18 protein-coding genes are annotated in these 25823 nt (G+C 55.9%); 5 read left to right on the top strand and 13 right to left on the bottom strand.

The window, feature by feature from the left end; translation table 11 throughout:
• Position 1 precedes the first annotated feature (1 nt).
• From ACR3ZL_RS07150 to ACR3ZL_RS07185, 8 genes are all read right to left on the bottom strand, one after another.
• A complete protein-coding gene (locus tag ACR3ZL_RS07150) occupies positions 2-316 on the bottom strand; it encodes a hypothetical protein (protein ID WP_473648567.1) in 315 nt (104 codons plus the stop codon).
• A gap of 43 nt (positions 317-359) precedes the next feature.
• Positions 360-1613: a hypothetical protein gene (locus ACR3ZL_RS07155; RefSeq protein ID WP_473648566.1), complete on the bottom strand. Its 1254-nt coding sequence runs from the start codon at positions 1611-1613 to the stop codon at positions 360-362.
• Positions 1614-1704: 91 nt separating this feature from the next.
• A complete protein-coding gene (locus ACR3ZL_RS07160) occupies positions 1705-3390 on the bottom strand; it encodes a quinol:electron acceptor oxidoreductase subunit ActD (protein ID WP_473648565.1) in 1686 nt (561 codons plus the stop codon).
• Positions 3391-3456: 66 nt separating this feature from the next.
• Positions 3457-4869: an NrfD/PsrC family molybdoenzyme membrane anchor subunit gene (nrfD, locus tag ACR3ZL_RS07165; protein WP_473648564.1), complete on the bottom strand. Its 1413-nt coding sequence runs from the start codon at positions 4867-4869 to the stop codon at positions 3457-3459.
• Between the two features lie 81 nt (positions 4870-4950).
• Positions 4951-8358, bottom strand: a complete 3408-nt coding sequence (locus ACR3ZL_RS07170; RefSeq protein WP_473648563.1) for a TAT-variant-translocated molybdopterin oxidoreductase — start codon at positions 8356-8358, stop codon at positions 4951-4953.
• Between the two features lie 151 nt (positions 8359-8509).
• Positions 8510-9196, bottom strand: a complete 687-nt coding sequence (locus ACR3ZL_RS07175) for a cytochrome c3 family protein (RefSeq protein ID WP_473648562.1) — start codon at positions 9194-9196, stop codon at positions 8510-8512.
• A 523-nt stretch (positions 9197-9719) separates the two neighbouring features.
• Positions 9720-10640, bottom strand: coding sequence for an orotidine-5'-phosphate decarboxylase (pyrF, locus tag ACR3ZL_RS07180; protein ID WP_473648561.1), 921 nt, complete (start codon positions 10638-10640; stop codon positions 9720-9722).
• A 130-nt stretch (positions 10641-10770) separates the two neighbouring features.
• A complete protein-coding gene (locus tag ACR3ZL_RS07185) occupies positions 10771-11898 on the bottom strand; it encodes a hypothetical protein (protein WP_473648560.1) in 1128 nt (375 codons plus the stop codon).
• Positions 11899-12161: 263 nt separating this feature from the next.
• On the opposite strand from ACR3ZL_RS07185, the gene ACR3ZL_RS07190 reads away from it, so the two are divergent.
• Both ACR3ZL_RS07190 and ACR3ZL_RS07195 read left to right on the top strand, forming a co-directional pair.
• Positions 12162-13733 (top strand): hypothetical protein, encoded by a 1572-nt coding sequence (locus ACR3ZL_RS07190; RefSeq protein WP_473648559.1) that lies wholly within the window; start codon positions 12162-12164, stop codon positions 13731-13733.
• A 187-nt stretch (positions 13734-13920) separates the two neighbouring features.
• Complete coding sequence (locus tag ACR3ZL_RS07195; RefSeq protein ID WP_473648558.1) at positions 13921-14784, top strand: MBL fold metallo-hydrolase; 864 nt, start codon at positions 13921-13923, stop codon at positions 14782-14784.
• A 53-nt stretch (positions 14785-14837) separates the two neighbouring features.
• On the opposite strand, the gene ACR3ZL_RS07200 is transcribed toward ACR3ZL_RS07195, so the two are convergent.
• Complete coding sequence (locus ACR3ZL_RS07200) at positions 14838-15008, bottom strand: hypothetical protein (RefSeq protein WP_473648557.1); 171 nt, start codon at positions 15006-15008, stop codon at positions 14838-14840.
• Positions 15009-15334: 326 nt separating this feature from the next.
• On the opposite strand from ACR3ZL_RS07200, the gene ACR3ZL_RS07205 reads away from it, so the two are divergent.
• Positions 15335-16288 carry a tetratricopeptide repeat protein gene (locus ACR3ZL_RS07205; RefSeq protein ID WP_486173326.1) on the top strand — a complete coding sequence of 318 codons (954 nt, stop codon included), beginning with the start codon at positions 15335-15337 and terminating at the stop codon, positions 16286-16288.
• A gap of 198 nt (positions 16289-16486) precedes the next feature.
• Here ACR3ZL_RS07205 and ACR3ZL_RS07210 read toward each other — a convergent pair whose 3' ends face one another.
• Positions 16487-20917, bottom strand: coding sequence for an Ig-like domain-containing protein (locus ACR3ZL_RS07210; protein WP_473648555.1), 4431 nt, complete (start codon positions 20915-20917; stop codon positions 16487-16489).
• 80 nt (positions 20918-20997) lie between these two features.
• On the opposite strand from ACR3ZL_RS07210, the gene ACR3ZL_RS07215 reads away from it, so the two are divergent.
• Positions 20998-21240 carry a hypothetical protein gene (locus ACR3ZL_RS07215; RefSeq protein ID WP_473648554.1) on the top strand — a complete coding sequence of 81 codons (243 nt, stop codon included), beginning with the start codon at positions 20998-21000 and terminating at the stop codon, positions 21238-21240.
• Positions 21241-21490: 250 nt separating this feature from the next.
• Here ACR3ZL_RS07215 and ACR3ZL_RS07220 read toward each other — a convergent pair whose 3' ends face one another.
• The 3 genes from ACR3ZL_RS07220 to ilvB form a co-directional block, all read right to left on the bottom strand.
• Positions 21491-22438 (bottom strand): serine/threonine protein kinase, encoded by a 948-nt coding sequence (locus tag ACR3ZL_RS07220; protein ID WP_473648553.1) that lies wholly within the window; start codon positions 22436-22438, stop codon positions 21491-21493.
• A 6-nt stretch (positions 22439-22444) separates the two neighbouring features.
• Positions 22445-23320, bottom strand: a complete 876-nt coding sequence (gene accD / locus ACR3ZL_RS07225; RefSeq protein ID WP_486173327.1) for an acetyl-CoA carboxylase, carboxyltransferase subunit beta — start codon at positions 23318-23320, stop codon at positions 22445-22447.
• Positions 23321-23399: 79 nt separating this feature from the next.
• Positions 23400-25181 carry a biosynthetic-type acetolactate synthase large subunit gene (ilvB, locus tag ACR3ZL_RS07230; RefSeq protein WP_473648552.1) on the bottom strand — a complete coding sequence of 594 codons (1782 nt, stop codon included), beginning with the start codon at positions 25179-25181 and terminating at the stop codon, positions 23400-23402.
• A gap of 169 nt (positions 25182-25350) precedes the next feature.
• Between ilvB and ACR3ZL_RS07235 the strand changes: the two genes are divergently transcribed.
• Positions 25351-25794 carry a fluoride efflux transporter FluC gene (locus ACR3ZL_RS07235; protein ID WP_473648551.1) on the top strand — a complete coding sequence of 148 codons (444 nt, stop codon included), beginning with the start codon at positions 25351-25353 and terminating at the stop codon, positions 25792-25794.
• The last annotated feature ends 29 nt before the right edge of the window (positions 25795-25823 follow it).

Genomic DNA, 25823 nt, shown 5'->3' on the forward strand with positions numbered 1-25823 from the left:
GTTATGCTTGGTCGTCGGCGTGGTTGTGAGCGTCGTGGGAAGCTTCTTCTACCATCTTCTTCATCACTTCTTGCACAGGAACGGTGACGTTGCCCGTGTCACTATCAATCCCGTAGGAAGAGATCTCTTTCGCCTGGGTAGCCAGGATTTGGTTTTGCCGAGCGTAGGTGGATGATTCCACTTTGCGTGAATCGACCAATCCCGCCATCGCGAAGTACAGAACCTGAACGGCCAGGATCGTCACTGCGGTTCCCACGATGGAAATCACACTGATTACCGCGATTTTCGTCCCGTTGAGGTCGTCGTAGGCAGCCATGTTTGCGTTGTTTTTCGAGTTGAATAAGTGAGTGAATGAGGTTCTAGATGTTTTCAAAGGCCAGCGATTCGCCGAGCCGTGGGTCTCGAACCGGAATCAGCTTGGAGTTGCTAGCAAGGATCAAAACGAGGCCCAGCATGAGAGCGATCATCCCCACAACACAGAGTAGGCTGGAGGCGAGGCCAACGGCCGCACCGAGACCTTCCACGCCAGCTTCAGGCATGATGGCCCAGTAAAGATCGACGAAGTGAAGAACCAAGATGTAAGCACTCCAGAACGCAACCGCCCAAGGGCGACGGCGAACGTGGCGGCTCATGATGCCGGCGAAAGGCACGCCCCAGTGCAGGACCATCAGGCCGATGGAAATCGGGCCCCAGGCTTCGGAGAAACCCGGGTAGCGGGTCGCGTACCAGTGAGTTTCTTCCGGAATGTTGCCGTACCAAATCAGCATGTATTGGCTGAACGAGATGTATCCCCAGAAGCAAATGAATCCGAAGATGAGCTTGCCCAGGTCGTGATAGTGTTCGATGGTGACTTCGTCTCGCATCGCACCTTGTTTCTGCAGCACGAAACTCAGTAGGGCGATGGCACAGTGTGCGGTCAGAATGCTACCGGTGAAGATATAGACGCCAAACATGGTCGAGAACCACATCGGAGCCAAGCTCATCACCCAGTCAAACGCTGCGAACGAAGTGCAAAAAGCGAACAGGATCACGCAAGGACCACTGCGAGCTTGCATGCGTTCGGTAAGTGTGATCTCGCCAGTTTGGTCCTGAAGCTGACTCTTGGAGAAGTACCACCACGCGGTTAGGCACCATACCGATAGATAAATGATCGCTCGGATTGCGAACCAATCCGCGTTCAACCAACGAAGCTTTTCAGCCCAGACTGTCGCGGGGACACCGTGTTCCGCTTGGTAGCCCGGATCGCTCCATGAGTACAGCGACCCCGAGTAAGCGGCGTAGCCGATTGGCAAAAACAGGATTGCCAGCGGGATCACCATCATCATCATCAGTTCAGCGATGCGGCGAACCACAACGCTCCATCCCGCTCGGGACAGGTGCTGAATCAGAACGAAGAACAACGATCCCAGCGCGATCGTCAGAGCATACATGTAAGCGGTCAAGTACGCCGACATGCCGAAGCGGCCGCCTAGCGAGGTCGTTCCCAAGAACGCACCGCCAACCAACGCAATCAGTCCGCCAATGCACAGCGGATAGGACAGGCCCGATAGCAGCGACGGCAGAACAAACGCCGGGTCATCTGCGGGTTTCTGGGGGACGGCTTGGTGTGACATGTCAGGAAGTGAACAGTGGGAAGTGAGATAGTTGAAATCGAAAAGGAATGAATGGCTTTTCGATGTCGAAATTCTAAATGTCGTTACTACGTTACGAAGAAGCTTTTTCTGCCTTGGCAGCTTCCGCTTCGGCGATCTTCTTCAATTGAGCTTTCACGTCGATTTGTTGCTTCTTTAGCTTTTCACGCTCCGATGCTGGCACTTCGTCCAGCGAACCGTTGCGGCTGGCTTGCAGTGCTCGCACGTATGCGACAACCGCCCAGCGATCTTTCGCGTTGATCTGACTGGCGTAGCCAGGCATCTTGCGAATGCCGTTGGTGATGGTGCTGAATAGCTTCCCATCGGGGTAGGCATCTTGGAAAAGCGTCGATTCATGCAAGTTCGAAGGTGGGGTCCAGGTCGTTGCCAAGATCTGTTGAGCACGACGATTGACCAATCCGTTTCCAGTGCCGTTCATGCCGTGGCATACCGAGCAATAGATGCCGAACTGTTGTTGGCCCCGTTCCAAAACAGCCGAAGTCAACTCCAGTGGATTTTCGTTGAGCCAAGGTGTCTTGTCAGCAGCAGGTTCGCTGGACTCGCCATCGGCGGCGTCGAGTGACTCCGGTGCAGCGGCGGGTGTCTTTGGCTCTTCGGTTTTGTCAGCTTCCGCTTCGTCAGTTTCTGGTGTTTCTGCGGCTGGCTGTTCGGTTTCAGGTTCTTCCGCTGGAGCTTCTTCAGCCTGCATTTCTTCCGCAGGTTCGTCAGGTTGTGTTTCTGCTTCTTCGGCTGGCTCGTTGGATTCAGTTTCTTCGGTATCGGCAGTTTCTTCGTTGGCTTCCGCCGTATCGGCTTCAGCAACTTCATCGTCGCCGGCTGGCTGATCGGACTGCATCATCGCGACCAAGCGTTCGGCTCGGGGTGCGTCGATGCGAGCGAGTTTTTCCATGTCGATCCCGGTATGGAAATCCAAGTCCCAATCCAATGCTCCGCGAGCAACGGTGCCAGGAACATCAGGGCGGTTTGCTCGGCCGTCGGCGAACAGGGTTGTGGTGACCTGAGCGTCCTTGGCGGGCGAGAAGTCCATGTCAGGGAAGATGTGGAAGCGAGGCGAGCTGCTCTTGGTAACTCGCATGCGTCCTACGATCAGTGCGGGAATCATCGACAAAGCGATGACGGTCGCCAGTGCGATCAGCAAGCCCTTTGGAATAGACTTCGGTGAATCGTCTTCGACAACCGGCTCGATAAAGGCACCGCCCAAATCGGCCAGCAAGTTCTTCGCACCCGCTTCATCGAAACGGCTGTCCTTGGCATCCAAGAACAGGAAGAACGTGTCATCGGTGACTCGGTCGAAACGAGGGCTGGTGAACATCGGGTTGCTGAATCGGGGCAGCCCGTTCAGTGCCCACATTCCAAAGAACGTGCCGAAGGACGCAAGCAAGATAGTCAGCTCAAACGTGACCGGGATGAACGCCGGCAGCGAGATGAACGGTTTGCCCGAGATGATGTATTGGTAGTCGATACCGTTCATCCAGATTTGCATCGTCAGTGCGATACAAGTTCCGGTCAGCCCCGCGGCGAGTGCGATCCAAGGCAATACGGTTGGCTTGATGCCCAGCGCTGAATCGATCCCGTGGACGGGGAACGGAGTGAACGCATCCGCCTTGGTGTAGCCCGCGTCGCGAACGCGTCGACATGCTGCCAGCAGCGAATCAACGTCCGTGAATTCGGCCACAACACCATGAACGGTTTGCCCGTCGGCGCTGGTTTCAGGAGCTGGGGAAGGTTTATCTGTCATCAGACGATTTCTTGTCAATAAAGTTCAATTACCACAAACTAAAAGCTAACTGTTATTGGCCAACAGTTAGTGGCTGTCTCCATGTCCGTGCGCCATGTGCAGTTCCTTCGCCAGCGTTGCCTTGGTTTCAGCCATGTTGACGATCGGCATCAAGCGGCAGAACAGAAGGAACAACGTGAAGAACAAACCGAACGACCCGATCAACATTGCCCAGTCAACCCAAGTCGGGCGGAAGTAAGCCCATGCACTGGGCAGGTAGTCGCGTGACAAACTCGAGATCGTAATAACGAAACGTTCGAACCACATTCCGATGTTCACGAAGATCGAAACCACGAACATGATCCATGGTGTTGTCCGTGCTTTCTTGAACCAGAACACGTTAGGTGAGATCACGTTGCAGGTGATCATCGTCCAGTAGGCCCACCAGTAAGGACCGAAAGCACGGTTGATGAACGCAAACTTCTCTTCTTGTACCTGGCCGTACCAAGCGATGAAGAATTCCGTTCCGTAAGCCAGACCGACGATCAGGCCCGTCGTCAGGATGATCTTGCACATGTTTTCCAGGTGCCGGATCGTGATCAGTTTTTCGATGTTGAAGATGGACCGGGCAGGAACCATCAGCGTGATCACCATCGCGAACCCAGAGAAAATCGCCCCGGCCACGAAGTACGGTGGGAAGATGGTTGTGTGCCAACCTGGGACCTGCGAAACGGCAAAGTCAAACGAAACGATCGTGTGCACTGAAAGCACCAGTGGGGCGGCGAAAGCGGCCAGCAACGCATAAGCTTTTTCGTAACGCATCCAGTGGCGTGATGAGCCACTCCAGCCCAGAGCCAAGACACCGTAAACGGCGCGGCGAAGTGGGTGCTTGGACCGGTCACGGAATGTTGCCAAGTCAGGCACCATGCCCATGTACCAAAACAACAGCGACACGGTGGCGTAGGTGGAAACCGCGAAAACGTCCCACAGCAATGGTGATCGGAATTGAGGCCACATCCAAAGGTTCAAACTTGGGTATGGAGCCAACCAGAAAGCGAGCCAAGCTCGACCGACGTGGATGCCCGGGAACGTACCCGCACAGACCACAGCGAAAATCGTCATCGCCTCAGCCGTTCGGTTGATACTGGTTCGCCACTCTTGGCGGAACAGGTAGAGAATCGCGCTAATCAGCGTACCAGCGTGACCGATACCGACCCAGAAAACGAAGTTGACAATCGGCCAACCCCAAAAGATCGGAGCTCGGTTACCCCAAACACCAACACCGGTGTAGAGCAGGTAAGCGATGCACAGGCCCAGCATGGTTGCCAGGTGAACTGAAATCAGGAATCCGATGACCCACGCCTTGGACGGCGGATTTTCAGCGATCTTGCAAACCGCTTCGGTGATCGAGTGATAATTGGTATCACCCAGGACGAGCGGCGCTCGTTCGCCGGGGCGTTCGACCGAGTTATCCAGACCGTTGGGAACTGCGAGAGACATGTGGGAGAATTTTCAGTTATCAGATTCAGAAATCAGTAAAACCTTCGAGCCGAAACTCGAGGGGAAATAAACGTGTTCGTGCTAGACGATTGGAAGCTGGAACTTGCCCAGGATGCGGCGGGAGTGTTTCTCGGCATCCGCTTTAGGAGCATCGTGGTCATGGTCGCCGTGGTCATCATGCCCATGATCATCGTCGTGGCCATGTTCTTCGCCATGCCCGTGACCTTCACCGTGCCCGTGGTGAGGGGCTTCCAAGGTGAGCAGGTCTTGAATTTGTGGGCGTGTCATCAAGGCAACTGGTGTGTTGCGGATCCGCGATAGATAAGTCGTTCGCGGCTTGACATTCAACTGAGTCAGCATGCCGTAGCTGCGGATGTCAGCCTTCGCTTTGGAAACGCGGGATTCAGGATCGGCAACGTTACCGAACTCGATCGCGCCGCTTGGGCAGGCCGCTTGGCAGGCGGTGACAACATCGCCATCGCGAATCGCACGGCCACCATCTTGGCGAGCTTCGATCTTGGCCTTTTCAATCCGCTGCACACAGTAGGTGCACTTTTCCATGACCCCACGACCGCGGACGGTCACTTCGGGGTTCAGCACCAATGCTTGTAGTTTGCGGCTGGCACTTTCAATTGTGCCAGGATAGGCATCGATACCGTAGCCAACACCAACATCGGAGTTGTAGTTGAAGTAGTTAAAGCGACGAACTTTGTAGGGGCAGTTGTTAGCACAGTACCGAGTTCCGATGCATCGGTTGTAGGCCATCGCGTTGAGGCCTTCATTGGTGTGAACCGTCGCGGCGACAGGACAAACCTGTTCGCACGGAGCGGTTTCGCAGTGCATGCAGGCAACGGGCTCTTGTACGATGTCGGCGTTGTCTTCATCGCCTTGGAAGTAGCGGTCAATCCGCAACCAGTGCATTTCACGGCTGTTGCCGATTTGTTCTTTGCCTACGATCGGGACGTTGTTTTCCGCTTGGCAAGCGACCACGCAACCGTTGCACCCTGTGCATTTGGTCAAGTCGATCGACATGCCCCACTGCGGAACGTCGTCCTCGCGGCGATCGCTGCTTTCGATCTTGTTGATCGGCTCTTCCCAAAGCGACCCGCTTTTGCCCACGCTAGGAACGTGAGGTCCCTTGGCTTCGGTGAACTCGGGAAGCTTTTCGAGCAACGCGGTCGTGCCTTCACGAACCAGTGTGAAGCTGCGGAATTCAGCTTCGTCGCGACCGAGTTCGTCGATCGCCCAGTGATCTTGGGTGGTGCAGAGTTGATATTCAGTCAATCGTGGGCGAGCTTCGACAGGGTGCGCCAGCAGCATCGAGTCCGACGTACGGATAGGCGATACATCGACGCCCACGGTCGGGATGTCTTCGTCAGGCAGTCCGCCGACCATTCCGACACGCTTGCGTCCGTAGCCGACCGCTACTGTGACAACACCGTCTGCACAGCCAGGAATTTCGAAGACGGGAAGTTCCAAGGTGGTGTCGCCACGACGAATGGCGATTTGCAAACCGTGTTTAGTGCCGATAGCACGAGCCGACTTAGGGCTCATGATCGCGGCGTTGTCCCAGGTCAGTTTGGTGATCGATTGGGGAAGTTCTTGCAGCCATCCGATGTTGGCGAAGCGGCCATCGTAAAGTCCTTCAGCAGGCGTGAAGATGACTTCGAATTGGTCCTTGAACTCAGCGGCTTCCACGTCAGCGATCGCTTCGGGACCCGATTCAGGAAGCTCAACGGATACTTTTTGCGGCGAAAGTTCTTCGGCTTGGGCGACCAAGTCTTCGGCAAAACCGTCGTGCAACAGCTTCCGCCACTGGCGGTCACTGATTGCGGAATCACCAACGCTATCCGCGGTCCGGCGAACCAGTTTTTGGCTGTCCGTGGTGGATTCGCCCAACATGGTGGCGAGAAGTTCCGCGGGGGTTTTGCCACCAAGCAGCGGCATGATTTGCGGTTGGCAAACGCCATAGTGACCTTGCGAACCGACGCAATCGCCCCAGCTTTCTAGCGGGTGTGCCATTGGCAGTGACCACTGGCAAAGTTCGGCCGTTTCGTCGTCGTAGATGCTCAGGCAAATCGTGTGCTCGACACGTGTCAACGATTCAACGAAATCGATGTCGCCAGGCGAAGTGTAGGCAACGTTCGAATCCAAGATCAGCAGCGTGTCGACTTCGCCGCCGTGCATCTTCTTGGATAGCTCACCCAGGGAGACGGTGTTCTTCAGCGAGGCGTCTGCGGCCGGTGTGAATTTCTGAATCTTGCCGAGCGATCCGAGTTTGGCGTTCATGTCGATACCAGCGGCAATCAAGTCGGCGCCCATGGCTTCGCCAACAATCACGACTCCCTTTTCACCGGCAGCGGCAAGGTCAGCAGCAGCGGAATCGAGGAAGCGGTTCATTCGCTCGTCAGCGGAAATTTCGCTGTACGCTTGATCGGATTCGGCAACGTCTTCGATCTTCAGCTTACTAGCGGCAAGTTTGCCGGTTGCGGCTTTCTCAACGCGGCGGCCCAGTTCAGCCAGCACGGCGGGAATTTGGCTGGGGCGAATCGCCAATCGGGCGTCTGCGGCAGCGCCGGTTGTCGTGTAGCCGCCTTCGGCGACATACAGACGGCTCATCTTGCCGCTCATCGCGTCGCGGGTTTGTGCGAACGACTTCGAGTTGTTCAGACCGCCGGTCGAGTTGCCGATAAAGTCGGCCTGCAAAGCGACCACGACTTCGGCATCGGTGAAGTCAAAGCTTTGGCGAGCAGCCTTGCCAAAGACTTGCTTGGTTGCCTCGCCCATGACTCCACCGTCGATGGAATCGTAAACGCAAACAGTCGCGTTGGGATGTTTGCTTTGTAGTTTGGCAAGCAAACGCAGCGTGGTTGGCGAAGTTGTTGGCGGCATCACGACCGCCAGTCGTTCGCCCTTGTCGGCCGACCGCATCAACGCTTGGCCGTAGTTGATGAACGAATCCCAATCCGACTCAAGTCGGCGTTTTCCATCGCGACGAATCGGCACACCGATTTCGCCACGGGCGCGATCGGGATCGTACAGGCCGATGACCGAGGCTTGGGCGTGAACACCAGCGACACCGCCAGCAGGGTGATCGGTGTTGGGTTCAACCTTGATTGGGCGGCCGTCAACGCAACTGACCAACAGGTGATGAACGTCGCCAGCGATTTCGAAGTTGCTGGCTCGCAAGTACGATTCGCCGGGGATGCGTCCTTCGGGGCGGATCACGAAAGGCGCGATCAGCTCTTCGGGGTAGCGGCAGCCAGCGGCTCCGGCCATTGCCAACGAGGCACCCATCAGTTGCATCCAGCGACGACGCGAAACGCCTTCGGGGAATTCCGATGCAGCGACCGGGAATTCGCGATGCAGGTAGTCGTTTACGAACGACTCGTTGTTATTTAACTCCGAAACACTTCGCCAATACGCGGGTTTGCCAGCGTTCGCCGTGGTGGCCTGTTCGTTCGAATCGTGCGATTTCAAAGTGGTCATGAATTATAGCTGTTAGCGATTAGCGACTAGCGTTGAGCTCTTCAATTGGTAGCGGAAGTCACCAAGACATCCGAAAATCATGCAACCTAGCGGTTAACCCGACTAGGCGAACAAAAGCCAGCAGCGATTCGCCGCCAGCTCTTTCGCTCACCTACCGGTGACAAACCGCACAGTGAACTTGCGGGTTAATGTTGAATTCTTCTTTGTGTGCTTGGATCTCTTCTTCGCCCCAAGTGTCACCGGGTTCCCAGTCGAGCTTGGTTACAAACTCTTGCGGACGCAGGTGAGGGTCGGGGTTGCGGTGGCAAGTGATGCACCATGCCATCGACAATTGTTCGTGTTGATAAACCACTTCCATTTGGTCGATTCGACCGTGGCAGGATTTGCAGCTAACGCCAGCATTCACGTGTGCGGAGTGATTGAAGTAGACGAATTCGGGCAGGTTGTGGACACGTTTCCATGCCATGCTGCGGCCCGTTTCCCAGCTCTCGTGAATTGGTTTCAGTTTCGGGCTGTCGACATGCACAGCACCCAACGCGGTTTGGCCGTTGTCGCCGGCCGGTGAGTGGCAGTTGATGCAGGTTGCTGTCGGCGGAATCGCAGCGTGAGCGGCGTCGAAGACCGTGTTGTGGCAATACCGGCAATCCATTTTTAGCTGGCCAGCGTGAATCGCGTGGCTGAACGGCACCGGCTGAGTCGGCATGTAGCCAACGTTAAGCGTTTGAGGGTCCGTTACCAAACCGCCCATCGCAGCAGCGTACACGCCTCCGCCAACGGCCGCTAAGCCGACAACAACTAGGAATGGATTGATCCAGCGGGGAAACAAGAATCGCGTCATGATCGACCTAAGTAACTCGTCGGTAAATCCGAACCACGGCTGGGAATGCTACCGCAGACCCGTTGTGGAACCAACGTAACACGCCAGCTTGCCGGCGAGAAAAGAAAAAGAGTGCAAAGCTGTCCCGCAGTCCAACTCGATAAGGTGCTTCGTGCATCTATGCTCGAAATGACATCTCTCTCGCTGGTACGGGGCAGGGATTATCAGGGCTAAGAGCCTATCGAAACAAGGCCAGCACAGTGATCGCGACATTGTGTCGCACGGTTGTGGGCCATCGACGTCGTTTTAAGGTGCGATTGCGAGGGCTGGGTGTTTCAGTTCGGCGAAACAGCCTTCGTAAGAAAGCGAGAATCGACGATTCGGTACCCCGTTTTCGGCCGCGCGGTGCACCTTTGTGCCCCTGATCGCGGCCGTAGATCGTCGGCTAGCTCCGATCAGGTAGCTCTGATTGGTTAGCCTCGAATCAGCTAATCCTGATCAGCTAGTCCTGGTCCGTTGAGCCCGATCGGCTCGCTCTGGCCGTCTAGCTTCTGAGCTGATCATTCATTTCTTCGGTTGCTGCTCGAACGGCGTCGTGCCATTTCGCGTCGCCGAATTTTTGAGCGAACTCGGGACGGCTATGCGCAAAGATGATGCCTCGCGAGCTGTTGACCACAGCGCCGCGGCCGTGCTGGTCCAAAGCAGGCTTCACGTCGTCAGCGGCTCCGCCTTGGGCACCGAAACCGGGGACCAGCAGAATGCTGTGCGGCATCGCTTGGCGAAGTTCGGCAAGCTGGGCCGGATAGGTTGCCCCGACCACCGCTCCGATCGGGCCGTAGCCATCGGCGTTCAGTCGCGGTGTGTTCAATTCGGTTACAAGTCCCGCGACGGTCTGGTAGATCGTTTGTTCGCCCGACTTCAGGTCTTGCAGGAATCCGCCGCCGGGGTTGGAGGTTTTGACCAACACAAAGATCCCGCCGCCACGAGCGTCGCAAGTCTCGACAAACGGCTCAATGCTATCGCGGCCCAGGTACGGGCTGACCGTTAGGGAATCGCTGCCCCAAGGGCCGGGGTGGTCTGGGCTGCCGAGGTAGGCGTCAGCGTAGGCGGTCGCGGTGCTGCCGATATCGTTCCGTTTGCCGTCGGTGATCACGACCAACCCTGCGGCGGACGCGTATCGAATGACTTCGCCAAGTGAGATCATTCCGGCGGGGCCGAGTTGTTCGAAGAATGCCGCTTGTGGCTTCACGCAAGGAACGATTCCTTTGACGACGTCAATGATTTCGCAGCAAAACTGGGTGTAGGCCGCTGCCCAGGCTTCAGGTCGATCGTCTTGGACGTTGTCGCGAAGCGGGGCGGGGAGTGATGCCTTTCGTGGGTCCAGGCCGACGCAAGTGACCGATCCAGTGTCGGCGATTGCCTGATTCAATCGAGTGGCAAAGCTGGCTGGGGAAGAGTTAGGCATCAGTCGAAGCATCCATCAAGGCAAGAAACGAAACGTCGCAGCTACTCGGTTAACGCGATTGCACGCCAGCGAGCCTGGGCCCGTTTCATAACTGTTGGAGCTCGATTGTTAAAGGCTGGCCTGTGAAGCGTTAGCCAGGTTGTTGCACGCTGGGAAGCTCGGGGGCTTGCCAGTTGTCTGGTTCAGCCCAGATGTCTTCGGGCTCCTGCCCGCTGGCCGATTGGCGAAGCAATAGATAGACGCCGCCAGCAAGCGACCAAATTAACAGGATGGCGATCGATGCGACCAGGATCGGCAACGCGCCAATCGCGACGGCGTTGGTTGGGTCGAAGTGGTAAAGGATCTGACCAGCCGCGCCGGCTAGCAGCGTCCAGCCCAATAGCACAATCGCACCAAGAGTCGCCGCGACAACCGCATACGCGAATAGTTGCGTGAGTCGTCGCAGTGTGTACTCGTATCCGCGGCTGAGTGAATCCATCGGGTCCGCTTCCGAGTTGGTCATCAAGCTGGCCAAGCCAAACGGGATCGCGACTTTACCAGCGATGTACAACAAGCCAGCGATCAGGCTGCACGGAATCGTGATGCAGGCAGCCAGTATGCTAACGATATGTTGCCAGGTTTCGCTGCCGAGCGGGCTCATCCAACCGGCAACCAAGCTGGTCAGCCAACACGCCAACAGCAGCGGCAGTGAACAAAGCAGCGGCAGGAATACAATAATCATTGCGGGCCAAATTCGTCGGGCCACCAATCGCAGTGTTCCGGCATACGAAGGCATGTCTCGCCCCGCGGTCAGCAATGCTCCGACGCGAATCAATGCCATCGACGTCGGCAACCAGATGACGATCGTCCACAACATGAGCAACCAATTTGCCGCAATCATCGGCTGAGTGATTGGATCGCTTGGCGACGTGGTCACCGCTTTGAACGCGATCGCGATGGTTGGATATGGATCGTTGGTGAAAGTGTTGCCAAGTCCGATAGGTGATTCAGCAAGTCCGGTTGGCGATGCGACAAGACCTGGCGTTGGTAGCTCAGTAGTCGTGGCGGTCTCCGCGGCGGTACTGATCCAGTGCGAGCCAACTAACCAAAGGCAAGTTACCAAGAAAACATGTGCGAGCCATATCGGGCCGCCAGCGATGCGGCATACTCGCACCAGTCGCAGCCAGGGAAACAGATCTGTCCATTCGCGAACTTGCCCCAACAGATTCTTTTCCGGTGTGGTGTTCGGATCGGGCAGAGCGATGTTCTTGGTTTGCACGAGGGGTGACGACTTGATGATTGGAGATGAGTTGCGAAGCGTGATGCATTATTTGTGACGCATTATTGAGGCCCGCTTGCTTGAATGCTACCGCCCGTTTTTACAGCAACACGAGCGTAGGTGATAAGGCTGTTCCGTAGGAATGGTCTTTGTAGGAAGACGCGATGTTTTGGAAGTCGATCCGAAACTTTCCCGATTCGCCGAGGTTTATTCTTGTATCTCCTCACGATTTCTATCGTACCTCTCCTTCCCCAGGGAATCTCATGTTACACGCTCAAACAGCTCGCCTTTTGGCTGTCGCTGTCCTCAGCGGCTTGGTCGCAACTTCCGCCTATGCTCAACCTCCGCAGGGTAAAGGACCTGGCGGGCCTGGCAAATCCGGACGTCCTGCTGGACCACCGCATAGCAACGCAGCAAAAGCAAACATCATGCAGTTGTTGCCGGTTCTAGCCGCACTGGATGCCGACCAAAACGGAACGCTTTCAAGCGAAGAGATCGACAACGCGTCAGACGCTTTGCGCAAGCTAGACAAGAACAATGACGGGCAACTGGATCGCGTCGAAACTCGACCTGATTTCTCTTCGATGCGATCTCAAATGCAGCGTTCGGCGATGCAAGGGCTCGCTGCACGTGGCGGTAACCGAGACGCAAAGTCGCGTGAAGGCGACAGTGATTCACGACGTGACGTCGCTAGAGACCATGAAGCTGGCCAGCGTGATGATCGAGGTCCTCGTGGACGCGGTCCACAAGCTTCGGATGGGCGAGGACCCCATGGTCCACGTCACATGATGCAAGATCAGCGAAGTCGTAGCCAACATAAAGGTGATTATCGCGGTGGCGATCGTCGCGGTGGTGGAAAAGATGCTCGTCGAGGTGGCGATCGCCAATCACGTGGATACCAATCTGAAGGACGTCGATCGCATGACGGTCAAGATTTCCGAGGACGTGGTCGCGGTTTCCATCAGCAAGGCCGTGACATGAAACAGGGCCGTGACTCGAAGCAAGGTCGCGGCATGAAGCAGGGTCGTGGCCATGGCCATGATCGTGGACGTCACGGTGTAGAGCGATCTCGCCGAGGTCAAGAGTTCGGTCGCCGCGGTCCTCAGGCACGCGGTCCTCAGGCTAAGGGACGTGGACCGGAAGCAATCCGACGTGCCCATGGGGCTGAAGGTCGCGGACGTGATTCTGGAAACCGTTCACGTGAATTTGGTAGCCGTGGACCGCAACGTCCATCCCGCAGCGATCGTGATTCAGGTCGTGACTTAGATCTTCGCAAGGGAGGTCCTGAGCATGGACGGCCGCAAATGGGCCGCGTTCCACAAGGACCACGCTCCGGCAACAAACGGCCTGACGCAGAGCATGGAAAAAATCAGCACGGTAAAGCAGGGCATGGGCAGCATCCGGAAGGTAAGGATGGGCACGGTTCGCATGAGCACGGTGCACACGAGCACGGTTCGCATGAGCATGGTGCACACGGCGAGCAAGCTAAGCACCACGGTGCTCATGGTAAGCCTTCTGCCGATAAAGCAAAAAAGGCTGACAAAGAAAAGAAGGCCGGTAAGGCTGACTCCGCGATGAAGTCAAAGGACTCTGCGAAGCCGAAAAAGGAATCGTCGGCGAAGAACGACGCAAATGAATCGAAACGCAAGCGTGATGCAGGAAGCCGTCGCGGTGGACGGGATGCCGATCATGGCCACAGTGATGCTGAAAAGCATGGCGATGCTGATACGGACCACGCCAGCGAAGGTGACGAAAAGGCTGACGTGACCGCTGATGAAGAGACTGGCGATGAAGAGCCAAGCGATGAAACTACTGACGACGAAGAACAGATCTGATCGCTGCGGCAAGATAGCGAGCTAGCTTTTACCAAAACGACATGAGCCGTCCGGGATTTCCATTTCCGGGCGGCTCGCTTCGTTGTGGGTTGGCGGTCGTCCATCGGCCGTTTCGCGGCGACAGGTTTTCTGTCTGAAAAGAATAGTTCCGCTCGCGAAGATGGTTGTGTTTCGATAGACTTCGTCCATGGAAGTTATCTCTCTGCAATCTGGAAGCAGCGGCAATTGCGTGTTTGTTCGTGCTGGACAAACTCGATTGCTTTTTGATGCAGGCATCAGCGGGCGAAAGACACAAACCCGTTTGGCTCTGCATGGTCACGATGTGCATGACGTTGACGCGTTGGTGATCTCGCACGATCACAGCGATCACATTGCCGCACTCGGCCCCCTCCACCGCCGATTTGGTTTGCCGATTTACCTGACGCGGCCTACTCACCGAGTCGTCACGAAAAAGTCCCGCACCGGCGAATTGTCCGATGTGCGATTCTTCGAAGCCGGGCGGGTGCTGGAGTTTCCTGGTGTGGTGGTGCACACGATTCGCACAGCCCACGACGCGGTGGACGGCGTCTGTTTTGTCATTGAAGACCTCGAACAGGGAACCCGATTTGGGTTGATGATGGATCTTGGTCACTGCTTCGATGGGCTAAGCGACTGGATCGGTGATCTGGACGCGATCATGATTGAAAGCAATTACGACTTGCCCATGCTCCGTGACGGCTTCTATCCCCGCCATCTGAAGGAACGCATCCACGGTAAGGGCGGCCACCTATCTAACGACGACGCTACCAAGCTGGTTCGAGACCACTCGGGAAAGCGGCTGCAATGGGTGTGTTTGGCTCACCTTTCGGACGAAAACAACACCCCAGAGTTAGCTATCGATACTTGCCGCAGCCAACTGCCTACGCATGTCGAAATCCATTGTGCCGATCGATACGACACGACGGAGCCCATGTTGATTCGCCGGCCAGATGCAAACGCTGGAATGGGGCGTTCCAGCGGAGCGAAACTTCGCGTCCGGAAAGCCGCTAGCGAGCAGTTTTTGTTCAGCTGAAGTGGCCGGAGCGTTGGTAGGGAGTCGGTTGAGCCCGCTCCGGTTTGCGAAGGCTATTCCAGTTCCACTTCTTCGGTTTCGACGTTGAGTCCCTTCAGGACTTCGGCAAGCTTGGCTTCGAGGTCGTCGAGTTGGGCCAGGACTTCGTCTTGTCGACGTTCCAAGTCAGCTAGCAATTGGCCAGGAGCGTCGGCTTCGGTTTCGGCCAAGGACGAAGGGAACATGTACGGCTCGCGATCGGGGTTTTTTGAGCGAAAGACGTCGTGTCGTTTCGCTTCTGGTTTTGACGATCGGTTGTTTTTTGGCGGCAATCGCGGCGGTGGTGGGGTCGTGACAGTGGTTCGGAAAAGGCAAGATTTGCGGATTGTTTGGCTGGCACCGGTTCTGACGATTTTGATATCAATGACCGTCAATCGTCGCGAAATCTGCCGGATACCGGGCCCGCGTGAACCTCTTCTACAGCCGAATCGAGACCCATTGCCGCCGAGGGTGCCTGATCGCCCTCGTTGCGGGCGTGGTTCTTGCGCCCCAAATAGGCTGTCGTGCGATTGTGAAATTCGGTGAAAGCCGTCAATCCGTCGCCGCTCGCCGTTTGTCGCGTCAGGGGCTGAAGGCAGCCCGACAAGGCGATTGGAAGGTAGCCGAAACGCTCTTCAGTGAAGCTCTGGATGTGTCCGGCAACAATGACGCCGCCCATCGAGGGTTGGCCGAAACGCTGTGGCAGCGTGGTCAAACTGAAGACGCCGTGAAACATCTTCGCCAAGCGGTGCAATTGAGTGCCGGCGACCCCAAGCACTTGCAGCGTTTGGGACGAATGTATTTGGAAATGGGGAAGATCGAAGAGGCGTCGCGGCAGGTCGAAATCGCTCTGCAGTCCGATCGCGAGTACGCCGCCGCTTGGGCGTTGTGGGGCGACCTGGAAGCTGCACAAAATCGACCCGATTCCGCATTGGCCGCCTATCATCGAGCTTTGTCGCTGCAGCCAGATTACCCCTATGTCCAGCTACAGGCCGCTGAGATCTATCACCAGCAAGGAAGACAAGACCGTTTGCTAGCAACGCTAGACCGCTATCATCCTGGCCAAGCTGCCTCGACCAGCCAAATGGACGGGAGATTGGCGATCGGGCGTGCTGACTTGCTACGGGGACTCGCGATGCGGGACCTTGGTCGGCACGAAGAGGCCACTAAATACTTGATTGCCGCAGCGGAAAAGAATCCGGCCGATGTGACCGCTCGATTGCAATTGGCTGCATCCGCAATTTCCAGCGGCCAGGCCTCGTCGGCTCAAGCTTGGTTGGCTCAAGCGATGCAGATCGACCCCGAGGCGGTAGCGGCATCAGGATGGGTTCGATCGGGGATCGGTTCTGATGTGCCCGGTGGACTCGAGGGCAATGGGTTCGAGGCCAATGGGCTTGAGAATGGGGCGATCACGATGACGTTGACCGACGAGATGATCGAGCGGTCAAGGATCGCGATCGTACCGGGTAGCGACGAGAAGCGTTAACGCTTCGTCCGACGCGGCTTCCTGCGACGCGTTCCCGCCCTGAGAGTAGGACTTAGAAATCAGGACAAACGAGGTTCGTCCTGCGGAATCATCGCAGCGTGATTAGAGCGGTTAACAAAAAGTCCGACGCTGCGGCGGGTGCCGCAGCGAGGATTCCAGTCGCTCGCAAAGCAATGCCTTGCGTTCCTAATCCGCGTACTAAGTGCTCGAACTGTTCGAGTTTGCATCGAAGTAGGCGTCGACAGCTTTTCCGTAGGCAGCGAAGTCACTCGTGTCCGTTGGGTTCTGGAAGAACGGAGCGAAGTCTTCCAGGTCGCCGTAGAGCTGAGCACGGATGCCGCCGTTGGTGACTTGAAGTTGATTGCCGCTAACCAGAGCTGTTTCAGTCGAGCCGTCGTCATTGACAACGGTCAGCAACGCTTCGTCCCGGGCACTGTTGAATGCCAATTCGATGAATTGAACTCCGTCGAAGTCAGCACCAACGTTGTAGCCAGACTGAGTGAATTCGCCAGTATCTTCGTTGTAAGCGAAGACGAAGAACGAAAGCTCGTCTGCCGTAACTCCCTCAGGAAGGTTCTCGGTCGCAGGGTTGGTTGACGCGTTGCTTCGAGATGAAGCACGGAACGTGCCCACGTTTTCGATTTCGAAGTTCTCGCTCACGACTGCGTTAGCCGAGCCTTCCGCTCCACCGATGACGGTGATTGGAATGACACCCGATGCACCGTTACCCGAAATGATCATGCCTTCGGGAAGTTCGTACTGGATCTCGTAATCGCCTGGTGGCACGTCGGTGAATTCGTAGTTTCCGTCGATGTCCGTGAAGACGGACAAGTCAACCATTTCACCGGCTGCGTTCAAGCTTTGAGAAACAAGGCGAACGCGTACGCCACCCAAAGCAATCTCGGTTGGGTCCAAGCTGCCGTTGCCGTTGGAGTCCTTGAACAACTGGCCGCTAACGGTCGATGTTTCGAAGTCCAACACCGTAACGGTGACAGTAGCCGTGGCGGTTCCGCCGTTGCCATCGTCGACCGTGTAGGTAAAGGAGTCTGTGCCGATGAAGTCCGTGTCGGGGGTGTAGGTGACGACGTTGCCCGAAACGCTCACGGAACCATTGGCGGGTTCATCACCCGATTCGACGGTAACGGTAATCGTGTCGGTTTCACCACCTGGGTTCGGGGTGTCGTTATTGAGCACCGAGATTTGGACCGAACTGTTCTTGATAACATCGGCGGTGTCGTCAACAGCGATCGGAGCGTCGTTGGTTGCCGTGATGTTGATCGTGATCGTGCCAGTATCGCTACCGATCGCGTTAGTTGCGGTATAGGTCAGGGTGGTTTGACCGTTGGAGTCTGCATCAGGATTGTAGGTCAGGGTTCCCGTTGCACTGACCGTAGCGGAGCCCTTGTCGGGCTGGGTTATTGTGAAGGTCACGACGCCAGCTTGAGCGTTGACGAGATCTCCCAATTCCAGGTCTACATTGACGCCATCTTCGTCGGCGTTGAGTGAGCTATCACTTGCGACAGGAGCAAGAACAACATCGGTGATGAATATGTCGATCGTTTGAGTGACCGATTCACCTCCGTTGCCATCGTTCACCATCACTTCAATAGAATCGTCACCGAGTTCGTCGGTGCCTGGAGTGTAGGTCACTACGCTGCCGCTGACGGTCGCGGTTCCCTTGGCACCATCGGTGACAACTACAGCGATGAGTGCGTCCCCATCAGCATCTGCTCCGAAATCGGCCAAGTCGATATCGATCGAGGAATTTTCATTGACGGTTTGGTCGGGAATCGTTCCTAGGACCGGAGCGTCAGGGGTCGCGGTGATGTCGATCGTGATCGTACCGGTATCGCTACCAATCCCGTTGGTTGCCGTGTAGGTCAACGTGGTTTGACCATTGGAATCGGCGTCAGGATTGTAAGTCAGCATTCCGGCCGAAGTGACCGTTGCCGAACCCTTGTCAGGCTGAGTGATCGTGAAGGTCACAGTACCAGCTTGTGCGTTGACAAGCGGACGCAGGTTCAATGTGACATTGGGGCCGTCTTCCTCGGCGTCCAGATCTCCATCATTTGCAACCGGAGCCAGCACAACATCGGTGATGGTGATGTCGATTGTTTGAGTTACGGACTGACCACCGCTTCCATCTTCGACTCGAACAACGATCGTATCGTCACCGAGTGCATCTTGATTGGGAGTATAGGTGACAACCGTTCCATTCACACTTGCGACTCCCAAGCTGCCTTGGGTTACTACAACAGCCGTCAGTGTGTCGCCGTCATCAACATCAGTTGCGAATGCGGAGAGATCGATGTCGACAGACGAATTCTCTTCAACCGTTTGATCCGCGACGGGACTCAATACAGGAGCATCGTTCACGTTGTTGACGGTGAAGGAAATCGTTCCGGTGTCGGACTGACCGCTAACCGAACCGGACGCGCGGTAGACCACTTGGCCGGTGCCTTCGTCGTCTTCACCCAAAGTTAGAATCAGGTTAGAGCCACTGATCGAGGCAACACCGAGGTCAGTTGCTTGAGAAACAATGCTGAAGGTAACGGTGTCGTCTGGGTCCTTGGTTAGAAGGTCCAACAAGTTTACGGTAATCGTTTGAGCTGCCTCGTCGACTGCGGGCTCTGTCTTGTCGCCCGCGATAGGAGCTGAAACTACATTGACAACGGTAACGTTGACAGTTGTGGTAACTGTTTCCGCGCCGTCGGTGACGTCAACGGTGAAGGAATCAGAGCCGTTGAAACCCGTGTTGGGGGTGTAAAGAACTTCGCCCGATACGATCGCGACGGAACCGTTCGATGGTGAGGAGTTGGTGATTGAAGCGGTCAGTGTGTCGCCGTCGATGTCGCTTGCGGCACCAGCAACATCAATGCTGACAGCGGTGTTCTCGTCGGTAGAAGCCGATAAGGTTAATGGGATCGTAGGGGCATCGTTTTGTGGTGTGATGGTGACCGTGATAGTGCCGGTGTCACTGCCGGTGTCGTTGCTAGCCGTGTAGACGATTTGCACATCCCCGTTGTCGTCTGCAGCGGGAGTGTAGAAAATCTGGTCATCAACAATACGTGTTGTGCCGCGTCCGTTCGGGGCGACTGCTGAATCAAGCGTGATCGTTGAGCCGCCGCTGATGACCGTAATCAAACCGTCGTCGGACAAGTCGGCGATTTGTGTTTCGCTGGCATCTTCGAGGATGGTGTCGGTGCTGTCGGCAGCGGTGATGCCTGACTGAACACCAATCACGTTTAGCTTAAATTGCGCGCCGGCGTCGAACAGGATTTGGTCGCCAGGGACGGCATCGCCAATTTCAGGGCTGGCACCGTAGATCAACACGGGCTCGACGTCAGTACCCGAGGCAGCGCCGGTCCGTTCAGGAAGCAATTGTGCTCGGACGGTAACATCCGTGGCCGCCTTCACTGCAACAACTGGGATGCTGAATGTGTCGTAGTAGGTCCCCGTATCGAAACCCTCGATGGCAGGATCGTTGCTGCCGCCTAGGAACTGATTGGGACCCAGTACACGTAGCTCATCGAAGATGTCGATACCATTGACATTGATGTCGAAGCTTCCATCAGTCACTTGACCATAGATTTCGGGACCCAGTCCACCATTTGATGACGACGCATCCGGATGGTTTCGCATGAATAATTCGAAACGGCTCGTGAGCACGTCTGAATTAAAAGAGCCGTCGGTGTTGTAGAGGTTTTCTTCGATGATTGAGACGGACTGCTCAACATCGCTGATGGTGAATCTAGTTCGTAGCGTTTGGATTGGGACGTTAATGAAATCGCTACCTTCGTAGCTAATCGAAAACGTGAGGCCGTTGTTGGCGGATGTTGCCGAGCTGATTGTGACCTTCGTCGCCGGAGCTGATAGGTCGGCAACGCTATTGATGTTTGAGTTCAACGCAATAATCGCGTTTTCGAGTCCTTCACGGATCCGAGCGAAGCTGGTTGTCGTACCGGATCCCTGCAAGAATTCCTGAACGGAAACTTCGTGGGTTAGTGGATTCGCTGATCCATCGTCATAGAAGAACTCTAGGTTTCCGTTAGCAATCGCGGCAGCGTCGCGGAGGCCAGGAATGGTGGCTCCCTGGATCTCGCCAACGGCTGGAACTAAGACTCCAGTTTGATCGACGAGTACATCAATAACTGCTTGGAATACACCGGTGGCATCGTCAAGGCCACGATTGTCCTGTGTGGCGATTTCAATCTTGAAGGGAACGCCTTCTTGAACCTCATAGATGTCTGATTGTCGACCAAAGACACTGTTGTAGTCGCCAACGTCCGTCAGTAGAGAATCATCGAAGTTTCGAGGGGTGATTTCGTACCCGATCGTGTAGTTTTCGGGAACTGCTTCGCCTTCGGAGTTAAGTTCATTGATGACCATCAACGCATCAATCGCAGTCACGTTGTGGTCGCGGTTAACGTCAACAAATCCAGTTAGCTCGACGTTATTCGCTGGCATCTCGCCTTCGGACGTCACTGAGTTTAGGTAGTTGATCACCTTCAGTGCATCAATTGGCGTGACCGCACCACTGTTGTCGACGTCGTAGGCATTCCAGTAATTGTGGGCCTGGGAATAGTGGTCGACGTCTTCAGTCGATTCACCGACATCGCCGGCAAGCATCTGTCGACTTTCTAGCGACTCGCTCAGTAAACGTCGTTTGCTGGAGCGTTGGTTCCGGCTTTTCGGCTTGCGGGAACCACGTGACCGATCTTCGCTTCCCTGACCTAATTCAGAGTCTTGGCGTGATGGTGTGGGGCTCACGCTGCGAAGGAGGCGACGCAGATTTTTCATCTGTTTTCTCGGCAAAATACGGTGTGATGGGCTTGGTCGATAAAGGCGATGCGGTCACCGGAGCGGCCGGTGAGGCTTCGCGAGCGATTGCTCGGACAACGTGGGGAAATCTCGCTTTGTCACCGTCTCTATGGGCGGTGGGAATAGCCTAATCCGAAATCCTTACGATGACGCGAAAAACTGAATAGCAACGCTATCTTACCTAGGCGTCCCGCTTTATCAACGATTCCGTGCGGGCGCGGACTAGAAAGAATCCAGCGATGGCGGTTAGACGGATTATTCCGTCTCGAAGTTCCCAAAAAGCTAAAGGTTTTGGGGCCGCGTGCCGGGGGCAAAGGATAAGGACGCCCCGCACGGTCTCAACGCGATGCCGTTGACCAACACAAAGTCACCGTTGGCAGCTCAAGACTGGACGAAAGCCGATTTCACGTTTCGGGTCTGGTCCAAGAATTCCTGCATCGACGGCAGGCGATTGTCCGCATCGGGCTCGATCATCTTCATGATCACCCTGGCCAATTTGGGATCCACGTCCTTGCGTCGTTCGAGCAGATCCGTGGGGGTTTGAGTGTCGTGCTGCAGCGCAGCTCGGCCGGTCACGATTTCACCCTGCCAGGGGTGTGAAAACGTCAGCATGCAGTAAAACGTTACGCCGAGCGAAAAAACGTCGACCCTTTGGTCCGTTCGCCGGCGTCGAACAATTTCCGGCGACATGTACAGCGGTGTACCGGTGCGGTTGCCTGGCTGCATGAACGGCGGTGTCGCTGGGACGGTGAGGCCGAAATCGATCAGCTTGGCACAGGTAACAACCTGGTGGCCGTCGGCGGGAAGTTCGCAGATGAAATTCCGTGGGCAGACATCACGGTGGATGAATTTCTGTTCGTGCACGTAAGTAAGGGCCTCGGCCATCTCACGCATCAGCTTTAGGTGCATACCCTCAAGCAACCCAGCTCGTTTGCGAACAATGATGTCCTGCAAGCTGGGGCCGCGGATGTACTTCATCACGATAATCCGCTCGCCCTTGGACGTGACGCCATGTTCATAGGTGGTCACGACGTGCGGATGCGTCATTTGCATCGCGATCTCGCCTTCGGACGGCTTTTTAAGCCCCTTGAAGCGAGCTTCGAACAGTTCGTATTTTTCGGGGTCGAGGATTTTGACCCCCACGTCTTCCTTACGTTCAATGTCGTAGGCGACGAAGAAATTGCTCATCGTGCCGGTCGCGGCAGTCCGCGATCGGGCAAAACGCGTGTCGACATCGATCTTCGCGTTGGAGGCCCTTTTTGGCTTTTTCTTAGCCGGGCCCTTGCCGCTTTTAGATAGCAAACCGCGAAGGGAGTCAAACAAGCTCACGGTTGGTTACTTTCCGCAGTAGTCGATGACACTTGCGATTTCAGTTTTGAGTGATCGACGCGGAACGATGCGATCGATGTATCCGTGTTCCAGCAGGAATTCGCTGGTTTGGAAGCCTTCGGGAAGCTCAATCCCGATGGTGGCTTTAATGGTACGCGGTCCAGCAAAGCCGATCAAAGCTTTCGGTTCCGCAAACACCAAGTCGCCGAGCGATGCGAAGCTGGCTGCGACGCCGCCCATGGTCGGATTGGTTAAAACGCTAATGAAAAGTCCACCAGCTTCGTGATATCGCGCCAGCGCGGCCGAAACCTTCGCCATTTGCATCAATGACAGGATTCCCTCGTGCATTCGAGCTCCACCACCGGAGGCACTGATGATGATCAGTGCCAGGTTTTGCTCAGTGGCTCGTTCGATCAAGCGGGTCAACCGTTCGCCAACGACACTTCCCATGCTTCCCATGATGAACGCACTGTCGGTGACAGCGAATGCCACTCGCCGAGCACGGATCATCCCGGTTCCGGTCAGAACCGCATCGCTCAAACCGGTTCGCTTTTGTTCGCCGACCAATCGCTCGGCATAGGGCCGGCGATCTTTGAACTCGAGCGGGTCGGTGGGACGAAGGTGTTCGTTCATTGGTTCGAACGTGCCTTCGTCGAGTACCTGCGCGACGCGTTCCCAAGCACTCACATAGAAATGGTGATTGCACTTGGGGCACACGTTGAGCTGTTGCTGGACTTCCTTGCGGTAGAGCGAGGCTCCACAGCCATCACACTTAAGCCACAAACCCTCAGGGACACCCCGTTTACGTGCGGACAATTTGGCGTCCTCGGGCAACGCAGCCGACTGCGCGGCCGGTTTAGCTGCCGTAGGAGTATCCGACATGGATTGCCCGTTCGTTTGAGAGGTGTTTCGAGGAGAATGCGTCTGAGAGGAAATACTGGTATCCACAGCAGGCAATAGCTTAAGCGAGAATCATGTCGTCAACGGTCAATCCGCCTGGAATCATTGGCAGAACGTGCTCTTGGTAGGGCACTTCTACGTCCAGGAGGTAAGGACCTTTATAGTCGATCATTTCCTGCAACGCACCTTCCAGATCAGCCTTTCGCTTCACCGTAGCGGCTCCACAACCGTAGCCCTTGGCAATTTGCACAAAGTTCGGGTAGCGGTCGGTCGCGTATTGATAGCGATCCGCGTTGCTCTTGCCCTTTGCTTCATCGTGGCTGATCGGGCCCAGGTAGGTGTGGGCTCGGTTGCGTTCCATGAAACGATCTTCCCACTGGACCACCATGCCTAGGTGCTGGTTGTTCAATAGCAGCACTTTGACGGGCAATTCTTCGCAGAAGCACGTCGCTAGCTCTTGGATGTTCATCTGGAAACTGCCGTCTCCATCAATGTCGATCACAAGTGCACCTGGGTGTGCCGCTTGGGCTCCCATCGCGGCGGGCAGACCGAAACCCATCGTTCCCAATCCACTGCTGGACATGAACGTACGGGGTTTACGGAACTTGTAGAACTGAGCCGCCCACATTTGGTGCTGACCCACACCCACCGAAACGTAAGTCTCGCGATCGGCGGTCATCTTGCTAAGCGTTTGGATCGCGTGCTGTTGCAGGATTCCGTCGAATTCGGTGTCGTACTTCAGCGGGAACTTCGCTTTCAGTTCCGCACATCGGTTTCGCCACTCGTCGATATCTGGCTTCTGAACGATTCGGTTCAGTTCCGTCAACACTTGCTTGACGTCGCCACGCACTGGGATGTGGGCCGCTTTGTTCTTGTTCAGTTCCGATGCATCGATGTCGACGTGAATGATCTTGGCATCCTTGGCGAATGCTTCGACTTTTCCAGTCACGCGGTCATCGAATCGCACGCCCAGTGCAATCAACAGGTCACAATCGCGAACGGCATAGTTAGCGTACGCCGCACCGTGCATTCCCAACCAATCCAGGGAGTGCGGGTCTTCGGGTTCAACCGCACCGATACCCATGATCGTCGTGACGGTTGGGATTCCGGTCTTGGAAATGAACGTGCGAAGCTCTTCGCTGGCGTCGCCAAGAATGATCCCACCACCGGCGTAGATCACAGGGCGACGGCCCATTTTGATCGCTGCGGCGATTTGACGAATGGTTTCTGGTGGCACAACCGGCTGACTTGCGTCGTAACCCGGCAGATCCATCGGTGGATCCATATCCACGGGCATTTCACCCAGTTGAACGTCCTTAGGCATGTCGATTAGGACGGGCCCAGGGCGACCGCTCATGGCGATGTGGAAGGCTTCCTTGATGATTCGAGGCAAATCCGCGATATCGGTCACCAAATAATGGTGCTTTGTGATCCCGCGGCAAATTTCGACCATGGGTGTTTCTTGGAACGCGTCGCTGCCGATCGATTTGGTCGGAACTTGTCCCGTAATGCAGATCATCGGGATGCTGTCGAGCTTGGCATCGGCGATCGCCGTAACCAAGTTGGTGGCTCCAGGACCGCTGGTGGCCATCACAACGCCGATTTTGCCGCTGCTGCGGGTATAACCCTGGGCTGCGAAGGCACCGCCTTGTTCGTGCCGTGGCAAAATCGTACGAATCGAGTCTCCGTATCGCGTCAACGCCTGGTGCATGGGCATGCTGCAACCGCCTGGATATGCGAAAAGCACCTCGACACCATGGTCGACCAGGGTTTTGACCAGGACATCGGCTCCGTTCATCACGTGCGGCTCGGCAGCTGGGGACGTGCTCGAAGCGGTACTCATCAGCGGTATCTTTCTAAGTGTTTTTGGTGTGGGTCACGGCGGACATACAGGCCAATCCACACCGTTGCGGAAATGGACCTTGTCACAGGACGCGAAAACTTACGATTCTGAACCCCTCAAAGTAAATTCCCAGGAGCGAACTGACAATGGTGAAAAAGAGGAAGTGTCCATGATCGCTACTGCTTCGAACGTCCTCGCGGTGGCAATTGGCGGTGGTTTGGGCGCTTTGGGAAGATACGGCATCGCCGCCGCAATGACCCAGCCTACTTTCGCCAAGCCCATCCACTGGGCCGCTCACTTTGTCGGTGGCGGTGCCAGTTTCGCGACCACGCTAGCAAACTTGATTGGTTGTTTGCTGCTGGGTGCCTTGTATCAGTGGACCGAAAACATGGCTGCCACGGCACAAACGCCGCTCGATCCACGGATGATGCTAGCAATTCGAGTCGGATTCCTTGGTAGTTTGACGACCTTCAGTACGCTGATCGGCGACGCCGCCGTGTTGGGGGGAAGTGGTCGTCCTGGCGTTAGCTTAGCCCTGATGAGCGTAAACATTATCGGAGGGTGGCTGCTGTTTTTGGCCGCCGCAGCCACTGTCCGCGGAATCTTCTCATGATTGACTGGTTTAGGCGGAATATTTTGGAT

The sequence above is a fragment of the Rhodopirellula sp. J20-39 genome (genome assembly GCF_057365095.1).

Coding starts and splice junctions, on each gene's coding strand:
- ACR3ZL_RS07150 (WP_473648567.1), bottom strand. CDS start 316: ATGGCTGCCTACGACGACCTCAACGGGACGAAAATCGCGGTAATCAGT.
- ACR3ZL_RS07200 (WP_473648557.1), bottom strand. CDS start 15,008: ATGTTCCCTTCGTCCTTGGCCGAAACCGAAGCCGACGCTCCTGGCCAA.
- ilvB (WP_473648552.1), bottom strand. CDS start 25,181: ATGAGTACCGCTTCGAGCACGTCCCCAGCTGCCGAGCCGCACGTGATG.
- nrfD (WP_473648564.1), bottom strand. CDS start 4,869: ATGTCTCTCGCAGTTCCCAACGGTCTGGATAACTCGGTCGAACGCCCC.
- ACR3ZL_RS07210 (WP_473648555.1), bottom strand. CDS start 20,917: ATGCTTGCCGGCGATGTCGGTGAATCGACTGAAGACGTCGACCACTAT.
- ACR3ZL_RS07155 (WP_473648566.1), bottom strand. CDS start 1,613: ATGTCACACCAAGCCGTCCCCCAGAAACCCGCAGATGACCCGGCGTTT.
- ACR3ZL_RS07160 (WP_473648565.1), bottom strand. CDS start 3,390: ATGACAGATAAACCTTCCCCAGCTCCTGAAACCAGCGCCGACGGGCAA.
- ACR3ZL_RS07170 (WP_473648563.1), bottom strand. CDS start 8,358: ATGACCACTTTGAAATCGCACGATTCGAACGAACAGGCCACCACGGCG.
- pyrF (WP_473648561.1), bottom strand. CDS start 10,640: ATGCCTAACTCTTCCCCAGCCAGCTTTGCCACTCGATTGAATCAGGCA.
- ACR3ZL_RS07190 (WP_473648559.1), top strand. CDS start 12,162: ATGTTACACGCTCAAACAGCTCGCCTTTTGGCTGTCGCTGTCCTCAGC.
- accD (WP_486173327.1), bottom strand. CDS start 23,320: ATGTCGGATACTCCTACGGCAGCTAAACCGGCCGCGCAGTCGGCTGCG.
- ACR3ZL_RS07195 (WP_473648558.1), top strand. CDS start 13,921: ATGGAAGTTATCTCTCTGCAATCTGGAAGCAGCGGCAATTGCGTGTTT.
- ACR3ZL_RS07175 (WP_473648562.1), bottom strand. CDS start 9,196: ATGACGCGATTCTTGTTTCCCCGCTGGATCAATCCATTCCTAGTTGTT.
- ACR3ZL_RS07235 (WP_473648551.1), top strand. CDS start 25,351: ATGATCGCTACTGCTTCGAACGTCCTCGCGGTGGCAATTGGCGGTGGT.